Consider the following 22,521-nt stretch of genomic DNA (forward strand, 5'->3'; position numbering starts at 1 on the left):
AATATTAAGTAATAAATTTAGTAAAATCTTCTTTATTAATCTCCTATAAAACAGTGGTTTGGTTAAAAAGGTTTTAAAACAGGTACTTTTCCTATAAGAATGCGTACATAACACCTTCTTGTTGAGCTTCTTTAACTCTACATTTAGATATGGCAAAGAGGATGTTAATTATCGACGATGATGAAGCATATTCAGGTAGTTTATTTGAATTATTCTCTGCTGATTATTCAATCCGTATTTCTTCAACACCGAATAATATTTTTAGTTCCATAGAAAGCTTTCATCCCGATATTATTATCATAGAATATTCGCTTCCTGGTGAAAAAAATGGCGCTGAACTGTGCTTAAGTATTAAACTTAATCCACATACTGCTAACATCCCTGTACTGATCACTTCAGAAACGATGTTATCAGACCAGATAATCTCAGTTAGCCATTGCAACCAGTTTATCCCTAAACCTTTTCATAATTATCAATTTCAGATGATCATAAACAGCCACTGCATTTCAAATGCCTATTACGGATAGCTGGTTATTTACCTATTAAATTTGTAGTTTAAAATACATTTCTGATCTTTCCGTTATTATTTAAAGGTCAAATGAGTACAATCCCCCGCAGTAGTTTTATTAAGGCAATGAAAAGTAAGGTGATTATCGCGTTACTTTTAGCCTGCTTTGCGTTGTTTATGGCTTGGGGTGTTAGTAAGGTTGCATTTAAAGAGATGCTGACTACTGTAGAAAGTATCTCCGCACCAAGTGAACGGCTGCGTATGGTAAACGTTATTTCACGTAAGATCGGCAGTCTGGACCAGCTCCAAAAAAGACAAGCACTGAATGACCCTGGAAATTACCGGAAACTCTTTAAAGAATCCGGCCAGTTGCGTGACGTACTGGATTCCCTGGCTGCCCTTTATACCAATGATTCTGTTCAATTACTGCGTATTTATGCCATCAAAAAGCTTTTGAGTGAAAGAGATGGACAATTTATTAATTATCTCAAAGTAAGGGAGCGGCTGATCAACAATAAGTCTTTTTCAGATCAGGTTCAAAACCTGAGTAATATCGTCTCAAAAAGCGGAAGCAAAGGCGACAGTACGATCCTCGCCACAGAAGAAAAAACATCAACCACTACCATTTATCCCAATTCTGAAAAGCCCAGAAGCTTCTTCAATAAGCTGTTTGGAAAAAAACGGGATGACGCAGATAACTCATTTAAGATCGTCAATGAAGAAAAGGTTAAAAAAGATACCATTGCACTTTCCACTGATGAACAGATTGCTAAAAACCTGGAGAAATCAATTCGCGACATTGAAAAGAAACAACAGGAAAAAAATGCAAGCTTTTTGAGCAGGGAGGCAGCCCTGGCAAATTCAAACAACCTGCTCGTTAATCAAATGCTTGATATTTTAAGGAAAGTTGAAAGTGAAGTACTCAGTCAAATTGAGTTGAATGGTGTTCAGGCTAAGCAGGTAGTAAATACCGGGATCAATACCATTAGTATCATTATGCTGGTGTTCTTTCTTTTAACAGGTTTACTGCTTTATTTGATCTTAACAGACATTACAAGAAGTGCAAAGTACCGGCAAGCGCTTGAAGTGGCTAAAGATGAAGCTGTATATCACGGAAAAGCCAAACAGCGTTTTTTGTCGAATATGAGCCATGAGATCAGAACACCGCTTCAATCAATTATTGGTTATGCAGAGATCATTAAGCAGCAGGAACATCCGGATCATAAAGATATTGAAGCCATATACAACTCTTCTGAGCATTTGCTGCAGATTGTAAATGAGGTTTTGGATTATAACCGCATCACTTCAGGCAAATTTAGTTTTTCAAATACTCCATTTCGTATCTCCGGTCTATTGGATGAAGTTGTTGCTGCAATGCGTCCTCAGGCAACGCTGAAACAGCTAAATATGCGTACTGAATTTGCGCTTAACGGAATTGATTTTATTAACGGAGATCCGTTTAGATTAAAGCAGATCCTCTATAACCTGCTTGGAAACGCCATCAAATTTACCAATGAAGGAGAGATCATTCTTTCTGCATTTTATAAAAGACAGGGCGATCAGCTGCATTTTACATTTTCCGTAAAAGATACGGGGATTGGAATTGCAGAAGAGCAAAGTAAACTGATCTTCAATGAATTTGAACAAGTTAATTCTCCAGAACAGGAAGCAGTAAACAGGACCGGGGCCGGATTGGGTCTGTCCATCATCAAATCATTGGTAGATAACCAGGGCGGCAGGATCTATTTAAAAAGTAAAGCAGGAAAGGGGAGTACATTTACCGTTTACCTGACATTTACCATCGCGGCTGAACCCGTATCTGAGATTCTGCAGCACGCGGGCAAAACACTTACAACGCAGAAAGTATGGGTAATTGATGATGACCAGCTGATCCTGGATCTTTGTGCCGTTATCTTTAGTAAGAATCAGATAGATTATACTTGTTTTAGTTCACCTGCCCAGCTCCTGAATACGGTCTGGGATGATTCTGTAGGGTATGTGCTTATGGATATGCGGATGCCAGAAATGGATGGCTTTGAACTTTGCAGGATCTTACGTTCCCGTATTCCTGCGGATGTTAAGATCTATGCCATTACGGCCCAGGTCTTGCCGGATGAGCAGGAAAACCTGTTGGCCAATGGCTTTGACGGTTTGGTCATGAAACCCTTTCGGGAGCGTGAACTTTTAGCTGCACTTTATGAAGAAAAACAACAGCCTGATCATTCGTACCAGGCAGCTGATCTGGATCTTAATGGATTAAGAAAGATGACCTACGGAGATGAAAAACAATTGAACAGTATTCTTTTACGGTTTATAGAAGATTGCGTAAACGATAGTACTGAACTTAAAAAGGCATTAGCAGCTGGAGATACCGACACACTTTGTCTGCTTACCCATCGTCTGGCCGGAAGGATAGCACAGATTGGGGCTAAAGAGCTGGCTGCTGAATTCAGGGTGAAGGAATTAGAATTGAGAAAAAACGGTTATTCTGATGTTCAATTAAAAGATATCAGGATGCTTTTGGATAAGTTAGCCGTTTTAACCGATAAAATAAAGAAGCAAACGGAATCCTATTATTCGATTTCGTAGCGTTCCATTTTACTGTATAATGTTTTGCGATCTATGTTGAGCAATTTCGCCGCCTTTGATTTGTTGTACTTTACTTTAAGCAGGGTTTCCATGATCAGGGTCTTTTCATTAACCTCATTAATGGCCTTTAGGTCTGATCCTGTCGGTCTTGGAGATTGGTTAATGGCAACGATCATCTCTTCTGGCAGGGATTCGATTTCTAACGTCTCAGTGGTAGAGAGCAATACCATCCGCTTGATCACATTTTTAAGCTCACGCAGGTTTCCTGGCCAATCGTATTGAAACAAGATCTCTGCTACTGCTTTAGACAATTGCGTTACATTTCTTTGGAGTTCAGCATTGGATTGTTTGATAAAGTGATTGATGAACAATTCAAGATCTTTCCCACGGTCGCGCAATGCCGGAAGCTGTATTTTAAATTCATTGAGCCGGTGGTACAGATCTTCTCTAAATGTACCATTTGTAACACTGGTTTTAAGGTCATCATTTGTAGCCGTAATGATCCGTACATCTACTTTAATGTTTTTTGTTGTGCCTAATGGCTGGATTACCCTTTCCTGAATGGCCCGCAATAATTTAACCTGCACTTCATAACTCAGGTTACCTACTTCATCTAAAAATAAGGTGCCCCCGTGAGCAGCTTCAAACTGTCCTTTTTTATCATTTAAAGCGCCTGTAAACGATCCTTTAGCATGGCCGAAAAGTTCACTTGCAGCCAGGTCTTTAGATAGTGCGCCGCAATCTATGGCAACAAATGGCTTATGGCTCCGCTTACTCTGCAGGTGCAGTGTTCTTGCGGCATACTCTTTCCCTGTTCCGCTTTCTCCCTGGATGATCACAGACATATCTGTAGGTGCCACAAGGCTGATGTGCTCGTAAAGCTTATCGGCCAGCGCACTTTTGCCTTTTATGGTGTCAGGCGATTCAATGGAATTCGTATTGGCCGTTTCTTTTTTGCCCAGTGCCTTGCTGATGATCATCAGCAGTTCATCTGGATTAACGGGTTTGGTAATGTAGTCAAAAGCGCCCAGCTGAATGGATTTTACAGCTGTTTTGACATCATTGAAACTGGTCATGATTAATATGGGCTGGATAGATCCTTTATCACGAAGATAAGTCAGTACATCTAAACCGGTACCATCAGGCAAACGATAATCAACCAGCAGCAGCTCAAAGGTTTCTTGTGCCAGCACCTGGAAACTTTTCTTGAGATCGTGTACTGCTGTTACTTCATGGCCATTCTTTTTTAGAAAGCCTTCCAGGATCTGGGAGAACGTTAGGTCGTCTTCAATGATTAGTATTTTTGCCATAGGATTGCGCTCTAAAATACTAACAAAAATATAAAAGCCGGACTAAATCCGGCTTTTATTAGATATTGATGATAATTATTGAGGGGACTATTCGATAACGGTACCATCTTTTGTGATTTTCAAAGAAGACAATTCTTCTTCTTTTTTAACATCAACATGATAGTATTGGGTTTTGTCTGCTTTAGTTACCAGGAACGCCGCAGTTGGCGTCCATACTTTATATTTCTCAGAAGCCAGGGTTGCTTTAACCGGATCTGGAAGGTCTTTTAACTCGACCGGAGTTTTAGTGGTGCTGTCCTGAACAGCTACTATGATTGGGTTAGACTTAATTTCGTTAGCGTTTACTGTCGTTAATCCAGCGATTGCGAAAAATGCTGCTGATAAGATGATCTTTTTCATAAAATATGTTTTAAAATGTTCGTTTAATAATTATACAAAGACATACTTCATAATGGTGCCAATGCCTTTATTAATTTTTATATAACTGATAATCAGTGTTTAATGGTTATTTCCGGTTTTTTAAAATGTAGCATTGTTCCACACTTTGTGGCTAATGTTTGCAAAAACAGGTGTCCCAATTTGATTTTCCGGATTCGATTCTAAAAAAATCATATATGAATCGTGTAGGATTCATATATGATTCCGTAAATCTTTTCTTAGATTTGTTAATATGCTGTCTAAGAAAACGAAATATGCGATAAAAGCACTTGTAGCTCTTGGTAAGAATGCAGGAAACCCACCGATGCAAATTGTAAAGCTGGCTGAAATGGAAATGATTCCACGAAAGTTTTTAGAGCAGATCCTTTTAGATATGCGCAATGCCGGATATTTGTACAGTAAGAAGGGTGCTGGGGGAGGATACAGCCTGAATAAAGATCCGAAAGATATATTTCTGGCAGATATACTTAGAATTACCGACGGTCCTATAGCGATGGTTCCATGTGCCAGTTTGAAGTTTTACCGTAAATGTGATGAATGTCATGACGAGGTTACCTGCGGGATCCGCAAAACATTTATTGATGTACGTAATGCCACGCTTAACGTACTTGCTGAAACTTCTATAGCAGATGTGATTGCCCGTGAAACGGATAAAGTAGTCACCAATTAAATTATCTTAAATAAATACTACTAATTCCATAGAATTTGTTACATTTGTTATCTAAAGCAAGTGTATCCATTCATTTAAGTAGTTGGGAGATGATTTTAAATAAAACAACAAGCCGCATAAAAGAACCCAAAATCACCCTGGTAGGTGCTGGTCCTGGAGATCCTGAATTGATTAGTTTAAAGGGAATGAAGGCCATTGGTAATGCCGATGTGGTATTATACGATGCCCAGGTTAATGGCGCTCTTTTGAATTATGCTTCTGAAAAAGCAATAAAGATCTATGTTGGCGGAAAATCTGACAATGAACCTTTTTCACAGGATGCGGTAAATAAGCTGATGATTGATTATGCGCTTAATTACGGTCATGTGGTTCGCTTAAAAAGTGGTGATCCGTTTGTTTTTGCAGGAGGTTTTGAAGAGGTAGACTTTGCGGAGTCATATAGTATAGAAACGGAGATCATCCCTGGCATTTCGAGTGCTATTGGTGTACCGGGACTTCATAAAATTCCAATGACCTACAGTAACCTGAGTGAAAGCTTCTGGGTTCTTGCTGGTACCAACCAAAAAGGTGATCTTTCTTCCGACCTTTACGTTGCCGCAAAATCCAATGCTACTGTCGTAGTGCTGATGGGGATAGAAAAGATACAGGAGATTGCTGCCATTTTTCAGGCAGAGGGAAAGAACCGGCTTCCGGTTGCTGTTATTGAAAATGGATCGTCGCAGCAGGAAACCATTAAAATTGGTGTGGTTGATACGATTGCTGAATTAATCTCGGACCATAAGATAGAATCTCCTGCATTATTGATCTTTGGAGACGTGGTTTCCCTGCACCCTTCATTTTTCCGCATTCGTGATTTTTATCAATTGATTGACCAGGAGTAATTTTATTATCCTGGTTAATCCCAACAAAAAAATCTGCTCATTACCTGATTAAATAGCAGTCAGCAATTTACTGGAATGTTATTGTCTTCAATAAAGCATAAGCGGTCATATTTATATTCATTAACCCGGATCGGATCGTTCAGTGCTGTAAATATTTCTATAATTAGATTATAAGCCATTAGACAGTTTAAATTAAGCTGATTCCTTTTAAAAAGCTGAAGGCTTTCTAGGGCAAGATCATAGGCAGCCATATATTCTTCTTTATTTTTCATTTGGTTGGCCTGCATTAATCTCAGAATTGATTCTGAGAATTTGGTGATCCTAAATTTCATTTTATTACGGTCCAGCATCACAAGGATCTTTTCCATTTTATCTGTATTCTTTCCCGGGTTTATTTTAGAATTGACCAATGCGTAGATATTCATAAAAAATATACAGTGCGGGGTTCTTCTTGAAAAGGTTGAAGGATGCTGATTGAGTATCAGCCTGATCATTTTGGAAGTCTTTTCCATATCTCCTGACAAAAAATGAAGTTGTATGATCAAAAGATAAGTTATTGATTGTTCAATGGTCAATTCTTCGGTTCCCTGGTTTAAGATCATTGCTTCAAAATGAGCTAAATCAAATTCATTTTTTGATGAAACATCCATCACCTTTGCATATATAGCCTTAGAGATTTTGTAGGGGTCTGCCGGCCATGTATTTGAGCTGTATTGTGATAGTATTTCTGATCTTTTTCCAATCCGTTTATGGTCCAGGCTAAATACATCAAATAGCAGCAAAAGGGATTGATAAACCAACAGGTATGCCTCCGAATCTGTAATTTGTATCCATACATGAACCGCATCTTTAAAACAGGAATCTGCAAAATCAAAACTCATCATCTGTTTGATTATCGCTTCATGAAGCCCCTGTTCCTGTATTGCTTTGATCGTATCCGGATTAAACTTCGACTTGTATTCCAGATTTTCAGCGATGAACAAGATCAAATAATTTCTTTCATAGTTATTGAGATCCAGGTCAAATAAGAATGTTAACGATTTGAAATCCCCAATCCTGGTAATAAATCTAATGGTCCACTGCAACAGTTGAAACCTTGCCTGGTTGTTGTCATATTCATTCCTGATGTATTCAAAAAAGGAACGGTCTACTTTTAAATGGAATTTCTCCAATAGTTCAATAAACAGGAAATATTCAAATATGTGCGGATGAATGAAACGAACAAATTCACGGGGATGAAACTCTTCATGGCTTTTCTCTTCCATGAGTATCCCATCGGATAGGAGTTCCGTATAGGCATTCTTAAATGCTGATAGTTCACTGATCAGATCATCTTTGGAAACCGCATGTCCGTTTTTGCCATATTCCGTTAACTGAACTACCTTTTTTAAGAAAAGGATCTTTTCTGTATAATAATTTGAGCGGTAAATTTTATCCTGAATAAACCGCGATATCAGTTCATAAAATGTGATGTTCGTTGAATAATTAAAATGCGGGTCTTCTTCTTTCAGTTGATAATACAACTGAATGTGAAATGGGAATTTTAATTGATTTTTAAGTTTAGGATTTATGGCCTGAACATCATACCTGTTTATTTTTGAGATGATCAGATCTACTTCTTTCTCTGTAAGCGATGGTACATTGGAAACTTCATTCAGGTTGAAATAATTTCCGGGAAACCATTTGGTTTTGAGAAATGCCGAATGTCTGATGCAGTCATAAAACCGGATCCATGTAGTAGAGCGCATGCTCATTACCAATTTAATGCTATTGCTGTCCTCTATGGTGCATATAAAATCTATGATGCTATCGAATAGTTGTTTTTTGAGATCGTTTTTAAGGACAAGTTCTGAAAAGCCATCCATAAAGATGATGAATTTGCCTCCTGAAGCATTATAGTTTTTATTGATGTGGTTGATGAGGCTGTCGTTGGAATGAATTCCAAGCTGTTCTTTAAGCTGGTCTTCCAGGTTTACCGAAACATGCTCTTTATTGAACAGGGTATAAGCCGTAATGAACAGAAGGGTTGAGTTTTTATATACCGGAAGTTCATTGCTTAAGAATCTTTCTGCCAGATGTCCCAGGATTATGGTTCTTCCATATCCCGGTTGTGAAATAAATGAGGTAAAACTATAATTGCTCTTAAAAAAATCTTCAAAATCATGTTCAGCAAATTTCCTGCTGATGGTAAGTTCGTAAGGCATACCTGATCTGTTCTTTACTCCCTTAAGGGTAAAGTCGGTTATCCTTGTCGCTTTTTCCTGGATCTCCTTCCAGCTATGAATAACATGCTGCTTATTGGAGTTGCCTGCGAAGATCTCCGATCCGCTATATTCATCATTTACATATTCAGATAAGGTAGTTAACGTAAATTTTGAGAAATTATGTTTCACTACCGCAAAGCCAAACAACCTTTTAATGGTTGTCTCACTAACATTCTTATTTAATGTTCGGCTTATCTCAATAGAAATTCTTTTACAGTCAGCTGGAGTAATCGTTCGGATACCTGTCTTGGAAAGAATTAAACTTTTAAGTTCATTCAATATCGTTGTTTCATCCATGATACTACGTTATGGTGAGCATTAATTTTTTGCACTTAACGAATATAAAACTTTATCCAAGAACAAAGAACATATCTGTTAAGTGCAAGGAATGAACGTAGCGGTTAAATATTTTGCAATATACTACAATACAGTACTTTACATTCCGGTAACACCATAAAGACAGGTTAGTAACCATAAAAATGAACAAAATGAATGGTGGAGGGGTATACAGGTGGTTTAAATGAACAATTCGAACGAAGATTACATTCTATTCATTGATTAAAATTGTACCAAGTAAAACTAGTATAATCTAAATCACCTACTATATGACGTGGACATCTACCCGGACAAGAATTGTTAAAAAACCTTTATTCTTGTTATTATGTCTCTTAGGCATAACGCTTATAAATTCAAAATCGTATGCGCAATCCAGAACTTATGCAAATCAGGTAGTTTCTACCAGCCCTAACGGGATGTCTTCGTTAACGGGTTGTGGTTTTCTTGGACTCGGGGCATGTTACAATACAGTTACTGTAGAAAATGCAGCAAATGCACTGACTGCTGATCCCGCTACGTTCGCAACGTTAAAATCTTCAGGCGGTACAGCCCTCGGATTGGGATCTTATTTCGGAGCCATAGAGCTGCAGTTTGCAGCTACCGTCCCTGCTGGTAAAACAGCTTACGTCAGGATAGATTTTGAGGATGATGTACTCAATGCCCTCCTGGGTGGTAATCTGGGTGGGGCACTTGCAAACCTTACCGGCGGTTTAGTACTGGGTAACCATTCATTTACCGTAGAAGCCAGAAATAATGCGACTACCGTCTTAACAGGTAATAGTTCTAATTCACTTACGGATGCCATCCGGTTAATAAAAGATGCCAATGGTAATTTTTACATCGCGCTAACTCCAACGCAAGCTTATAATAGAATATATATAAGAGACAATACAGATGCCTTGTTGCTGGGTTCTACCAATAGTATGAAAGTATACAACGCTTTCTATACAAGTGGCTCTGCTGATATCTGCGCACAGGCTTTTGCTACCGGGTTTGAAGGAACTGGTTTAACCGTAGATCTGTTGGGTCTGGGAAAAGCTGGTGTGATCAACGCACAGAATGCAATTGATGCAAATACAACCAATTTCTCTGAGGTGAGCCTGGGTGTTCTTGGGGTAGCTGGTTCAATCAGTCAGAATTTCTACTTTGAAAATTTATCCAGTGTTGGTGATGATATCAACATCAGGCTTCAGCTTAGCCCGGCACTACTTAATGCAGGTGTGCTAAACAATATTTCAGTTACCGGATACAATGGAACAACACAGACCTTTACCCAAAGTTTATCTTCCTTAATCAACCTTGACCTTTTGGGGTTGCTAAATACCAGTGTTCCTGTTTCTATTCCTGTTACTCCCGGTGCACAGTTTGACCGGATAAAGATTACTTTGTCTTCCTTATTAAACGTAAGTTTAACCCAGACCATTAATTTATATGCAGTTACCCGTTCCGCTGGCAGGCCTGCTTTTTCTACCAGTATTCCCAATGCCGTATCTATTTGTGCCGGCAGTACAGCTAGCCTGTCTGCAATTACACTTCCGGATAATGAGCTGATCTGGTACGAATCGATCACAGGCGGTACAGCAGTTGCAACGGTTCAGTACAATGAAGCGTATACCACACCTGCGCTATCTGCAACCAAAACATATTATGTTGCTGCCAGAAGAAAAACATGTACAGAAGAATCTGCGCGGGTTCCTGTAACCGTTACGGTTACACAAATACCAGATGCACCGGTTATTGCTGCGGTTACTCCGGTTTGCTCCGGTTCTGCAGCCACTTTGTCGGTAAGTGCACCAGTTACCGGTGTAACCTACAATTGGTATTCAGTAGCTACAGGCGGAACCATACTAGGCACTGGAAATAGTTTTACTACGGGTGCTTTAACTGCTGCCACTACTTTTTATGTGGAAGCAGTTACAGGTACATGTGTCAATGCAACCCGAACAGCGGTTGTTGTTCCGGTTAATCCGCTGCCTGCACTGGCGGTAGTTACTACAAATAATGAAACCATAAGTTCCGGCCAGACGGCAACACTTCGCGCAACAGCCGGTACCGGCGATGTGGTACAATGGTTTGCTGCAGCTACAGGCGGAAGCCCGATCTTTGTGGGCAACAATTTTACCACGCCTCCTTTATCTGCCACTACAACTTATTATGCCGGGACGTTAAGTGCTGCTGGTTGTACCAGTGCCACCAGGGTACCAGTGGTTGTAACTGTAGTAAATGGTCCGGTAAATCCGAACTGTAATGCTGCTGTAAGTCAGCAAACGGGGATTGACGGCATTTGCTTATTGTGCGGAATTACCGGAGCTGGTAATTCTACAGATTCCAATCCGGCTACATTTACAGCGATTAACCTCGCTGTTGGAGTAGGGGCAACCGGTTATCAGCGTCTTATCTTTGCGAATCCTGGTTCATCTACAGATAGTATTCGTCTGGATCTTGAAACGCCGACTGGCCTTGCAGACCTGAGTGTGCTTTCAGGAGTTACGGTTCGGATCATGAACGGAACAACAGTGGTTAGCACGTATCCGCTAAACTCACCGCTTTTAGATCTGCAGCTGTTAACCGGCAACCGATTTGTTGCAACGGTACCTGCGGGGGGTGTTTATGATCGCGTAGAGATCCGGTTTGGTGCGTTGGTTTCTGCTTTAAGCAGTTTAAATATTTACGGTGCGGAGATCATCTATCCAAATCCAACGGTTGCTGCAACCGGACTGGAGATCTGCTCAGGCGGTACCACTACATTAAGTGCCACAGCCAATGGCGGTACTACCTTAAAGTGGTTCTCATTACCCGCTGGTGGTACAGAAGTTGGATCTGGAGAAACATTTACCACACCTGCCTTAACAGCTACCACAACCTATTACATTGAAGTAAGTAAAGGCGGCTGTGCAAACGTGCAGCGCATACCGGTTACCGTTACTGTAAACCCGGCCATTGTATTTACAGCTGCCCCGTTAAGTAATGCGACTGTTGCTGCCGCTTATTCTAAACAAATTACTCCTGCCACTGGCGGAACCCCTGCATTTACCTATACCCTGGCCCCGGGCAGTGTACTTCCAGCCGGATTAACATTATCCGGGTCTGGCAGCATCGGTGGTACTCCTGCCGTTGCCGGCAATTTTTCATTTTCAATTTTAGCTACAGACAGTAAAGGCTGTGTGGCTACTGCAAATTATACTTTAAACGTAACGCCTGCATTATCACTTCCAGCTGCTGCGCTTCCAATCGGTATTGTAAATACCAGTTATACCGTTCAAACGTTACCTGCAGCGACCGGTGGAACAACACCATTTACGTATGCCGTAAATCAATCTAGCCTCCCTCCGGGATTGACCTTTAACGATACCAACCGTCAGATTTCCGGAACACCAAGTCAGTCTGGCACCTATACGATTCCACTTACTGCTACTGATGCAAATGGCTACAGTATTTCCAGGGATTATACACTCGTTGTAAGAGATCCATTGGTATTGCCTGGTGCTGTTTTAGCAACAGGTATCCTGAACCAGGTATATACCACACAAACCATTCCGGCGGCAACTGGTGGCAGTGGTCCTTATACGTATAGTGCTACCGGACTTCAAATGGGGTTAACCTTTAATCCTTTAACCCGCCAAATTGCAGGTACACCAACTGTTTTAGGGGCAAATACTTTTGCCGTAAAAGTTGTCGATGCTGATGGCACTACGGTTACCACAAATTATACGATCAATGTAATTGATCCGTTAATGCTGGCGCCAAAAGTTCTGGCTGATGGTACTGCAGGTACACCTTATGTTACTCAGACCATTCCTGCCGCAACCGGCGGCACTCCGCCTTATAGCTACGTAGCAAGTAACCTGCCTGCCGGGTTATCTTTTAATGACACCAATAACCAAATTACCGGTACACCAACACAATCCGGAACATTTAATATCAATGTGGTGGTAACCGATGCAAGCAATGCTACGGCCAGCCAAACGTATATACTTAAGATAAATGGTGTTTTATCATTGCCATCTGCTGTATTGGCGGATGGATTGGTTGGCTCTGTTTATACCACTCAGACGTTACCAGCGGTAACTGGCGGAACTTCGCCTTATACCTATTCCGTAACTGGTCTTCCTCCGGGAATAAATTTTAATACTTCAACCCGACAGCTTTCAGGTACACCAACAACCGGTGGTACCTATACTATAAAATTAACGGCTACAGATGCTTCCTCTTTATCCACAAGTACAGATTATACACTTGTTGTAAATGTTGGCGCGCCAATGGTTGCTTCTGCTACCATATGCAGCGGATCTGCAACAACACTGAGTGTTTCTAATGTGATACCAGGTGTGGTTTATACCTGGTACCCATCAACAGGAACCACGCCTGTCTTTACCGGAGCAAGTTATACCACTCCGGCATTAACAGCAAATACCACCTATTATGTAGAAGCTTCGTCCGGAACAGCTGTAAGCAGCCGTACCACTGTAAACGTAACCATTAACCCGATGCCAGCCCAGGCAACGGTCATTACAAATAATGAAATTATAAGTTCGGGACAATCAGCAACCCTTCAGGCTAGTGCCGAAGCAGGAAGCACCATTAAATGGTATGAAACTGCTTCAGGAGGTACTGCTGTGTTTACCGGGGCCAGCTTTACTACGCCTGTCTTAACAGCTACCAAAACCTATTATGTAGAAACAGAAAATGCTTCTGGCTGCGTGAGTGCGTCAAGAGTTCCTGTTACGGTAACCGTAACCAACAATCCGGTAAATCCAAATTGTAATGCTGCGGTAAGTCAGCAGACTGGAATTGACGGCATTTGCCTGTTGTGTAATGTTCAGGGAGCAGGTAATTCAACAGATGCAGATCTAAACAATTTTACAGCGATTAATCTTTCTGTAGGCGTTGGGGCAACAGGTTACCAGCGTTTGATCTTTGCCAATGCAGGATTAGCAACAGACAGCATCCGGTTAGATCTTGAAACTCCAACCGGCCTTGCAGACCTAGGAATACTTTCGGGTATCACCGTTAGGGTAATGAATGGCAATACAGTAGTAAGCACTTATGCCCTTAATTCATCATTGATAGATCTTCAGCTGCTTAGTGGCAGAAGATTTAGGGCCACTGTTGCTGCCGGCGGTGCATATGACCGTGTTGAAGTTCGTTTTGGCGCAGTCGTCGCGGCACTTAGCTCATTAAATATTTATGGCGCAACGGTTATTTATCCAAATCCAACTGTTGCTGCAAGCGGACAACAAATTTGTTCTGGCAGCAGTACTACCTTAAGTGCTGCAGCAAATGGAGGTACCACTCTTAAATGGTTTGCTTCTCCAACAAGTACTACGGTACTGGCTAGCGGAGAGACATTCAATACACCGGTATTGACCACTACCACAACCTATTATATTGAAGTAAGCAAAGGTACTTGTGCCAATGCAGACCGTGTTCCGGTTACTGTAACCGTTACCACGATCCCTTCAGCACCGGTAGCTGCAACTGTAGCTCCAATCTGTTCTGGTTCAACAGCCGTTCTTTCTGTTAATACACCGGTAACCGATTTAGTTTACAGCTGGTACTCAACAGCTACAGGCGGAACAGCCTTAGCTACAGGAACCAGTTTTTCTACACCTGCACTTACAGCCTCTACAACTTATTATGTAGAAGCGGCTTCGGGAACTTGTGTGAGTACAAGCCGTACTGCTGTTCAGGTAACGGTTAGCCCTGTACCTGACCAGGCGGTGGTAACTACAAATAATGAAACCATCAGCTCCGGACAAACGGCAACCTTAATGGCTACTGCAACTGCCGGCAATACCATCAACTGGTATGCAGCACCTGCTGGCGGCAGTATACTGGCAACCGGTCCATCATTTACAACGGCTGCATTAACTGCTACTACAACGTATTATGTAGAAACCGTAAATGCATCCGGATGTGTTAGTTCAGCAAGAGTGCCGGTAACCGTTACCGTAATTGGCGGTACCCCAAATCCAAATTGTAATGCTGCCAATAGCCAGCAAAGCGGAATTGACGGGATTTGTTTATTGTGTTCTGTACAGAATCCAGGATCTTCGGTTGACAATAACTTTACCAACTTTACCACACTTTCATTACCTGTAGGTATTGGCGGATCTGTTTATCAAAGATTGATCTTCCCTGGTGCTGGTGTGGGTACAGACAGCATCCGTTTAAATCTGGAAACCCCTGGAGGTTTGGCTGATGTAACCCTTCTTGGTGGAATCCAGGTACGGATAATGAACGGAAGCTCGATAGTGGCTACCTATACGCTTGGAAATTCATTACTAAACTTAAGTTTACTTAGCGGAAACCGCTTTATAGCTACTTTACCTGCTACCGGAGCATACGACAGGGTAGAGGTACGGGCAAACGGACTTGCTTCCGTACTCGTTAACCTTCGTGTTTATGGTGCAGAAGTTATTTATCCAAATCCAACGGTATCTGCCAATGGCCAGGTTATCTGTTCAGGAAATGCAACGATGCTTTCTGCAGCAGCCAATGGCGGAACCACATTAAGATGGTATAGTGCTGCAACCGGCGGAACATTATTGTTTACCGGTGAGAACTTTACCACACCAGTTCTAACCGCAACTACAACCTACTATATTGAAGTAAGTAAAGGAAGCTGTGCCAATGTACAGCGCGTTCCGGTTACCGTTACGGTAACTACAGCGCCAGCCGCACCAGTTGTTGCAGCTGTACCTCCGGTTTGTTCTGGTTCTGCTGCCGTAATTTCTGTAACAGCTCCTGTTACCGGAACAGACTACAACTGGTATACTACAGCTACAGGCGGCACACCAGTATTTACCGGTGCAGTATTTACCACGCCGGCCTTAACAACCAATACTATTTATTATGTAGAAGCGGCAAATGGAAGCTGCATCAGTACAACACGTACTGCGGTGCCGGTTGGTGTTAACCCGCTTCCGGTATTGCCTCAGGTGCAGGCTTCGGCTTCAACCGTTAACCCGGGCCAGACCGTAATACTTACGGCTACTTCTACAGAAAGTAATATTACATTTAACTGGTATACTTCATCAGCTTCTACAACTCCTGTATTCACCGGTGCAACGTATGTAACTCCTCCGCTTACCGTTACCACCACTTATTATATAGAAGCGGTATCAAATACAACAGGCTGCGCGGCTTCAAACCGCGTACAGGTAACGATCACTGTAGACGGAAATGGAAGCCCGAGCCCGGTTCCGTGTGAAGCACCAACCACCCAGGCCAATGGCGTTACCGGAGTAGCCCTGCTTGCAGGCGTATTTAACGCTCAGCTTGCTATTGATAACGATACACGTACGGCATCCTCTTTAGTTATGCCGGTTGGATTGCTTGGCGCATCTGTGTACCAGCGCTTAGGCTTTTCAGCCCAGTCTAATGTGGGTGATACCGTAAGGGTACTGTTAAGTGCCCCGGGGAAATTACTTTCATTGGGACTTTTGTCAAACATCCAGGTAAGTACCTATGTAAACAACACCAGTAATAATGATGGCGTTAGCCTGAACAATATGCTGGTTAACCTGGAATTACTAAGCAACAATACTCAGGCCCTGGTTACGTTCGTACCAACGCAGCCTTTCAATCAAATAGAGATCCGGTTAAATTCAGGTGTTGCAAATGCATTAAGCACTGTTGATGTTAACTATGCCCAGCGCGTAGTTGTTGCACCTCAGGTAACATCGGCCAACGTTTCCGTTTGCGAAACGCAGCAGGCCGTTTTAACGGTTCTGAATCCAAATCCCGGAATTACGTACAAATGGTACGATGCGGCAGGAACTTACCAGGCAGGACAAGACGGTACCACTTTTACCACTCCGGCACTTACTGCAGGTACCCGTTATTTTGTAGAAGCAAATACCGCATCGGGCTGTACCAGTTACCGTACTGCAGTTAATGTTACGGTTACTCCAACACCACAAACTCCGGTATTGGTTTCACCTACTATAAATACCTGTGCAAATTCAGATGTAATTATCCAGATCAGCAATCCGCTCATTGGGATCACTTACAAGTGGTACAATGCAGCAGGTGTTTACCAGGCCGGACAAGATGGCATTGCATTTACGGTAACCAATGTTACCGGTCCGGTAACCTATCGTGTTGAAGCTGTAAATTCATGCGGTATTGCTTCTGCAAGGGCTACGGCTACTGTTAATGTGGGTACGATAGATCTTCCGGTAGTAACACCGGCAGCGGTTACCATCAGGTCTGGCTCACCGGCAGTGCTTACCGCAACGTCAAGCAGTGCCAATGCCGTGTTTAACTGGTATGCTACTGCAAGTTCACCAACCATTCTGTTTACAGGGGCAAGGTATCAAACTGATCCATTGATCAATACCGGCAGCACGCCAGCAATGGTTACTTATTATGTGGAAGCCGTGGTTCCTGGCGGATGTCCTGCTTCAGGCCGCGCTTCTGTTGTGGTTACGGTAATCCCTGATGGCACAAGTACTGATGTACCATGCGAAGCTGCATCGGTTCAGGTTAGGGGTGGTGTTGATGGTGCAGGTATCCTTAGCGGACTGTTTAATCCACAGCTGGCTGTGGATAACAATTCAGAAAGTGCATCTTCTTTCGTGATGCCTGTTGGCTTACTTGGTGCATCCGTTCACCAGCTTGTTGGCTTTGACGGCCTTTCTACCATTGGAGATACTGTTCGTGTGCGCATCAGCTCACCTGGTAAATTACTTTCTTTAGGTGTTTTCCCTTCTATAGAATTAACAACTTATAAAGGCCTGGTTAGCAACAACGATATGATCGTTGCCAGCAACCCGGGTATCACACTCGAATTAATGAGTGATAACAGCAGTGCGATATTAACGTTCGTGCCTCAGCAGCAATTTGATGGGGTCGAGTTACGCTTAAGATCCGGTGTTGCTTCTGTTTTAACTACGCTTGATTTTAACTATGCACAGCGTATTCTTGTGGCACCATCTGTACTGAGTGCAAATGCCACAGCCTGCGTGGGTACTTCAACCACATTAACGGTTAGAAATCCGGTTGCCGGTTTTGTTTATAAATGGTACCTGGGCGGTACTTATTTAGCCGGTCAGGATGGTACGAGCATTCAAACAAGTGCATCATTAACGCCAAATACCTACGATTACTTTGTATCAGCAAACCGTTTGATTGCGGCTACCGGCAGCTATTGTGAAAGTGCTAAAACTAAAGTAACTGTAACCATACTTGCTGCACCAGATGCACCGGTTCCGACTGCTGCAAACATAACTACCTGTCCAAATACACCAGTTACCTTAAGTGTAACCCCGGTTACCGGAATTTCATTTAACTGGTACAGTGCAGCTACAGGCGGAATGCTTCTGGCATCAAATACAGCAACTTATACTACTCCTGCCAATCTTACTGCAGGAATCTATGAATATTATGTAGCGGCTGTAAATGGCAATTCATGCGGAAGCACTGCTGCCCGTACCAAAATAACGGTCACTGTAAATCCTACAGCGTCTGTCTCAGACATTAATATAACGAATGCCACGCTATCCTTATGTACGGGTTCTGTAGCTAATTTAACTGCAACGCTGACTTCAACGTCAACGATCACAGCGCCTGTATTTACCTGGTATAGTGATGCCGCCCTAACTAATGCGGTATTCCAGGGTGCAAACTATCAACCAACCGTTCTTGCTACCACTACGTATTATGTAACGGTAAGGGGCGCGAACAGGTGTGAAAATATCGCTGCCGATGCCAAAGCTGTAGTTGTTGTGGTCAATCCACCTGCAACAGCAGCTGATCTAAGTGTGAGCGGTGCTGATATGGCCTATTGTATTGGTACCAAGGCTGAATTGACAGCAATGAGTACTACCGTTCTTAGTCCGGTATTTAGCTGGTACAGAAATGCGGCCTTAACCGATAAAGCATTTGAAGGTCCGGTGTTCTTAACACCGATGCTTACCGGGCCAGTTACCTATTATGTGACTGTTAAAGGAAGTAATAAATGCGAGAACCTGGCAGGCAATGCAGAAGTGGTTACGATTACTGTAAATCCACCTGCACTGGCATCAGATATCAGCATCATTGGCGGTGGCTCACCGGTATGTATTGGCGCTACTGTTGCCTTAACGGCAACAACCACTACGGTAATCAATCCGGTATTTACCTGGTACAGTGATGCGGCATTAACAAACCGTGTATCGCTGGTGGCAGGTTTTACCACTCCGCCTTTAACAGGCCCTACTACCTACTATGTAACCGTAAGCGGTGCCAACAAATGTGAAAATACACCGGCAACCGCCAGATCAATAACCATCAATGTTAATCCCCCAGCCATTGCTGCCGATATCAACGTAAATGGTGCAGGATCATTCTGTACCGGTGCGCAGGCTTTGTTAACGGCCAGCAGTGCTACCGTTACCAATCCAGTATTTACCTGGTACAGCGATGCGGCATTGCTTCAGGTTGTGTATGTGGGGGCTGCATTCAATACAGATCCGCTTACTGCAACCACTACGTATTACGTTACGGTTAGGGGTGCCAATAAATGTGAAAATACCCCATCAACCGCAAAGGCTGTTACTGTAGTTGTTAATCCACCTGCACTGGCCTCAGATATCAATGTAACTGGTGCAGAAGCACCATTCTGTGCCGGCACTGCTGCAAGATTGATGGCTACCAGCACATTGCCAAGCCCGGTGTTTACCTGGTACACTGATGCTGCACTGACAAATCCAGTCTTTACAGGTCCTGTATTTAATACCGCGGTACTTACTGCTACAACCATCTATTATGTGACGGTGAGAAGTTCTGACAGGTGTGAGAATACCGTTGGCAATGCCAAAATCATTACGTTAACGGTTAATCCGCCTGCAATTGCATCAGACATTATTGTAAGTGGTGCAGACGGGAACTTCTGTTCAGGTAATGCAGCAATACTTAATGCGAGCAGTACCACCGTTCAAAATCCAATATTTACGTGGTATACCGATGCGGCATTAACCAATGCTGTATTTACCGGATCGGTATTTACCACACCAATTCTTACGGCTACAAGAACCTACTATGTTACCGTTAGGGGAAGTAACAAATGCGAAAATACGGCTGCAACTGCACGTGCAGTAACGCTGGTTGTTAACCCGCCAGCACTTGCTTCTGATATCAGTGTTGTTGGTGCTGATGTATCATTCTGTACCGGAGCTATAGCTACATTAACAGCTACCACATCAATTGTAAACCCGGTATTTACCTGGTATGCTGATGCGGCACTAACACAGCCGGTAGCTAACGGTGCTGTATTTACAACACCATTGCTTACCGCAACCACTATTTATTATGTAACTGTAAGTGGTGCTGGCAAATGTGAAAATACATCGGCAACTGCCAAATCTGTAACCTTAGTGGTCAATACACCTGCTATCGCTGCTGATATTAATATTGCCGGTGCAGCCATCTCTTATTGTGCGGGCAGCAGGGCAAACTTAAACGCCAGCAGTATGACGGTAACCAACCCGGTATTTACCTGGTACAGGGATGCTTCTTTAACCCAGGTTGAATTTATCGGGCCTGTATTTATGACGCCTGTACTTACCCAGACCACTACCTTTTACGTAACTGTTAAAGGCAGCAACAGGTGTGAGAATACGCCGGGAAGTGCTAAAGAGGTTACTTTAATTGTTAACCCAACGGCAACGGCTGCTGATATCAATGTAGATGGCGCCAATGCACCATTGTGTGCCGGAAGCATAGCCAGTTTAACTGCAAGCAGCACAACGGTCAGCGGGCCTATATTTACCTGGTACAGTGATGCTGCACTAACCAATCCTGTATTTACCGGTCCTGTATTTAATACCCCGGCAATGATAGGGACTACCACTTATTATGTAACTGTAAGAGGTGCCAACAAATGTGAAAACCTGGCTGGAGACGCGGAGGTGGTAACCATAACCGTTAATCCGCCGGCAATTGCATCCGATGTTATCGTATCGGGTGCCAACGGTCCGGTTTGCGCAGGCACAATGCTAGCGTTAACAGCAAGTACGACCACGGTACAAAATCCAGTGTTTACCTGGTATGATGATGCTGCATTAACAAATGCTGTATTTACAGGTGAAACATTAACCATAACGGCAATTAATTCAACAATAACCTATTATGTTACTGTACGTGGTACAAATAAATGTGAAAACAAGGCCGGTACGGCTAGAGTGGTTACTGTAGCGGTTAACCCATTGCCAGAGGCTCCTGTAATTGCGAATGGGGGCACTGTAAGCTGTAGCGGTGAGCAAACTGTGCTGACAGTTCAAAATGCACAGCCAGGTATTCTCTATCAATGGTATACCGCAGCAACAGGAGGTAATCCAATATTTACAGGTGCCCAGTTTACCACTGGTATGCTGAATGCCGATACCGATTATTATGTTGCAGCGGTAAGTGCTGCCGGTTGCGGAAATTCAACAGGCAGGGTTAAGGTTACGGTTCTGGTGGCTCCGAAACCACTTACGCCAACCGTAGTATCGCCTAATGTTACGGTTTGTGCAGGAAGTGTTGCCGTGCTGCGCGTTTCCAACCCGCAGACTGGTGTAACCTATAAATGGTATACCGCAGCTGTAGGAGGTACGCTGGTTGGTACGGGCGAAGATTTTACCACGCCAGCCATCAGTACCATGACTAATTTCTATGTAGAAGCTTCAAATGCAACCTGCATCAGCACTGCGCGTGCAGCTGTGACGGTTACACCGGCCGCAATACCTTTAGCTCCGCTTTCAGTAACTGTTTCTACAGTTCCATTATGCTCGGGATCTACCACGGTACTTACCGTAAATAATCCGGATGCGTCGTTAACCTACAAATGGTATACAGCCATGTCTGGAGGTACCGCAGTAGCTGAAGGCATAGCCTTTACCACACCGGGTTTAACTGCCACTACTACTTATTATGTGGAAAGTGTGAATAAGGCTTCGGGATGTACCAGTGCTTCCAGAACTGCTGTTGTAGTGACAGTTGTAAACAAGCTGGTTGCTCCGGTAGTTTCCGTTCAGTCAAAAACTGCCATAAGCATTACTTTCCAATGGAACCCGGTAACTGGTGCAACTGGTTATGAAGTGTCTGTTGATAACGGCTTAACCTGGACTGCACCAAGTTCAGGTGCTACAGGAACCACACATCTGATTCTCGGTTTAAAACCCGATCAAAGTGTAACGATTAGGGTAAGGGCTATCGGACAGCTGGATTGCCAGTTGAGCGATACCTCTACACTTACTGATAAGACAGATAACCCATTGGGCAACACCATATTTATTCCAAACACCTTTACCCCGAATAATGATGGTAAGAACGATGTATTCTATGTATACGCCACCACAATAGCTAAAATGAAACTACGGGTTTATAACCAATGGGGTCAGTTTATCTATGAATCTTTAAACGTTCAAAGTGGATGGGATGGAACCTTCAAAGGAGAAATTCAACCAAACGGTGTATATGTGTATTATTTGGAAGTTGAATTCAATGACGGTTCCAAAACGACAAAAAAAGGTACAATAACCCTATTAAGATAAAAAGA

Annotated in this window: 8 protein-coding genes; 5 read left to right on the forward strand and 3 right to left on the reverse strand. The window is 42.8% G+C overall.

Annotated elements, in window-relative coordinates:
• The first annotated feature begins 149 nt into the window (after window positions 1-149).
• Window positions 150-527 (forward strand): response regulator, encoded by a 378-nt coding sequence (locus ATK78_RS11215; RefSeq protein ID WP_133576168.1) that lies wholly within the window; start codon window positions 150-152, stop codon window positions 525-527.
• 71 nt (window positions 528-598) lie between these two features.
• Window positions 599-3,097 (forward strand): ATP-binding protein, encoded by a 2,499-nt coding sequence (locus ATK78_RS11220; RefSeq protein ID WP_133576169.1) that lies wholly within the window; start codon window positions 599-601, stop codon window positions 3,095-3,097.
• On the opposite strand, the gene ATK78_RS11225 is transcribed toward ATK78_RS11220, so the two are convergent.
• Window positions 3,082-4,407, reverse strand: a complete 1,326-nt coding sequence (locus tag ATK78_RS11225; RefSeq protein ID WP_133576170.1) for a sigma-54-dependent transcriptional regulator — start codon at window positions 4,405-4,407, stop codon at window positions 3,082-3,084. The two genes, ATK78_RS11220 and ATK78_RS11225, sit on opposite strands and share 16 nt — an antisense overlap.
• Window positions 4,408-4,494: 87 nt before the next feature.
• On the reverse strand, window positions 4,495-4,806 hold the full coding sequence (locus ATK78_RS11230) for a hypothetical protein (RefSeq protein ID WP_133576171.1): 312 nt from the start codon (window positions 4,804-4,806) through the stop codon (window positions 4,495-4,497).
• Between the two features lie 271 nt (window positions 4,807-5,077).
• On the opposite strand from ATK78_RS11230, the gene ATK78_RS11235 reads away from it, so the two are divergent.
• Both ATK78_RS11235 and cobA read left to right on the forward strand, forming a co-directional pair.
• Window positions 5,078-5,515 (forward strand): RrF2 family transcriptional regulator, encoded by a 438-nt coding sequence (locus tag ATK78_RS11235; protein WP_133576172.1) that lies wholly within the window; start codon window positions 5,078-5,080, stop codon window positions 5,513-5,515.
• Window positions 5,516-5,604: 89 nt separating this feature from the next.
• Window positions 5,605-6,396 (forward strand): uroporphyrinogen-III C-methyltransferase, encoded by a 792-nt coding sequence (gene cobA / locus ATK78_RS11240; protein WP_133576173.1) that lies wholly within the window; start codon window positions 5,605-5,607, stop codon window positions 6,394-6,396.
• Window positions 6,397-6,455: 59 nt separating this feature from the next.
• On the opposite strand, the gene ATK78_RS11245 is transcribed toward cobA, so the two are convergent.
• Complete coding sequence (locus tag ATK78_RS11245) at window positions 6,456-8,957, reverse strand: NACHT domain-containing protein (RefSeq protein WP_133576174.1); 2,502 nt, start codon at window positions 8,955-8,957, stop codon at window positions 6,456-6,458.
• A gap of 308 nt (window positions 8,958-9,265) precedes the next feature.
• On the opposite strand from ATK78_RS11245, the gene ATK78_RS11250 reads away from it, so the two are divergent.
• Window positions 9,266-22,516, forward strand: coding sequence for an Ig-like domain-containing protein (locus ATK78_RS11250; RefSeq protein ID WP_133576175.1), 13,251 nt, complete (start codon window positions 9,266-9,268; stop codon window positions 22,514-22,516).
• The last annotated feature ends 5 nt before the right edge of the window (window positions 22,517-22,521 follow it).

Source organism: Pedobacter metabolipauper, assembly GCF_004362715.1.
GTDB classification, from domain to species: Bacteria; Bacteroidota; Bacteroidia; order Sphingobacteriales; family Sphingobacteriaceae; genus Pedobacter; species Pedobacter metabolipauper.

Coding starts and splice junctions, on each gene's coding strand:
- cobA (WP_133576173.1), top strand. CDS start 5,605: ATGATTTTAAATAAAACAACAAGCCGCATAAAAGAACCCAAAATCACC.
- ATK78_RS11220 (WP_133576169.1), top strand. CDS start 599: ATGAGTACAATCCCCCGCAGTAGTTTTATTAAGGCAATGAAAAGTAAG.
- ATK78_RS11245 (WP_133576174.1), bottom strand. CDS start 8,957: ATGGATGAAACAACGATATTGAATGAACTTAAAAGTTTAATTCTTTCC.
- ATK78_RS11225 (WP_133576170.1), bottom strand. CDS start 4,407: ATGGCAAAAATACTAATCATTGAAGACGACCTAACGTTCTCCCAGATC.
- ATK78_RS11235 (WP_133576172.1), top strand. CDS start 5,078: ATGCTGTCTAAGAAAACGAAATATGCGATAAAAGCACTTGTAGCTCTT.
- ATK78_RS11215 (WP_133576168.1), top strand. CDS start 150: ATGGCAAAGAGGATGTTAATTATCGACGATGATGAAGCATATTCAGGT.
- ATK78_RS11250 (WP_133576175.1), top strand. CDS start 9,266: ATGACGTGGACATCTACCCGGACAAGAATTGTTAAAAAACCTTTATTC.
- ATK78_RS11230 (WP_133576171.1), bottom strand. CDS start 4,806: ATGAAAAAGATCATCTTATCAGCAGCATTTTTCGCAATCGCTGGATTA.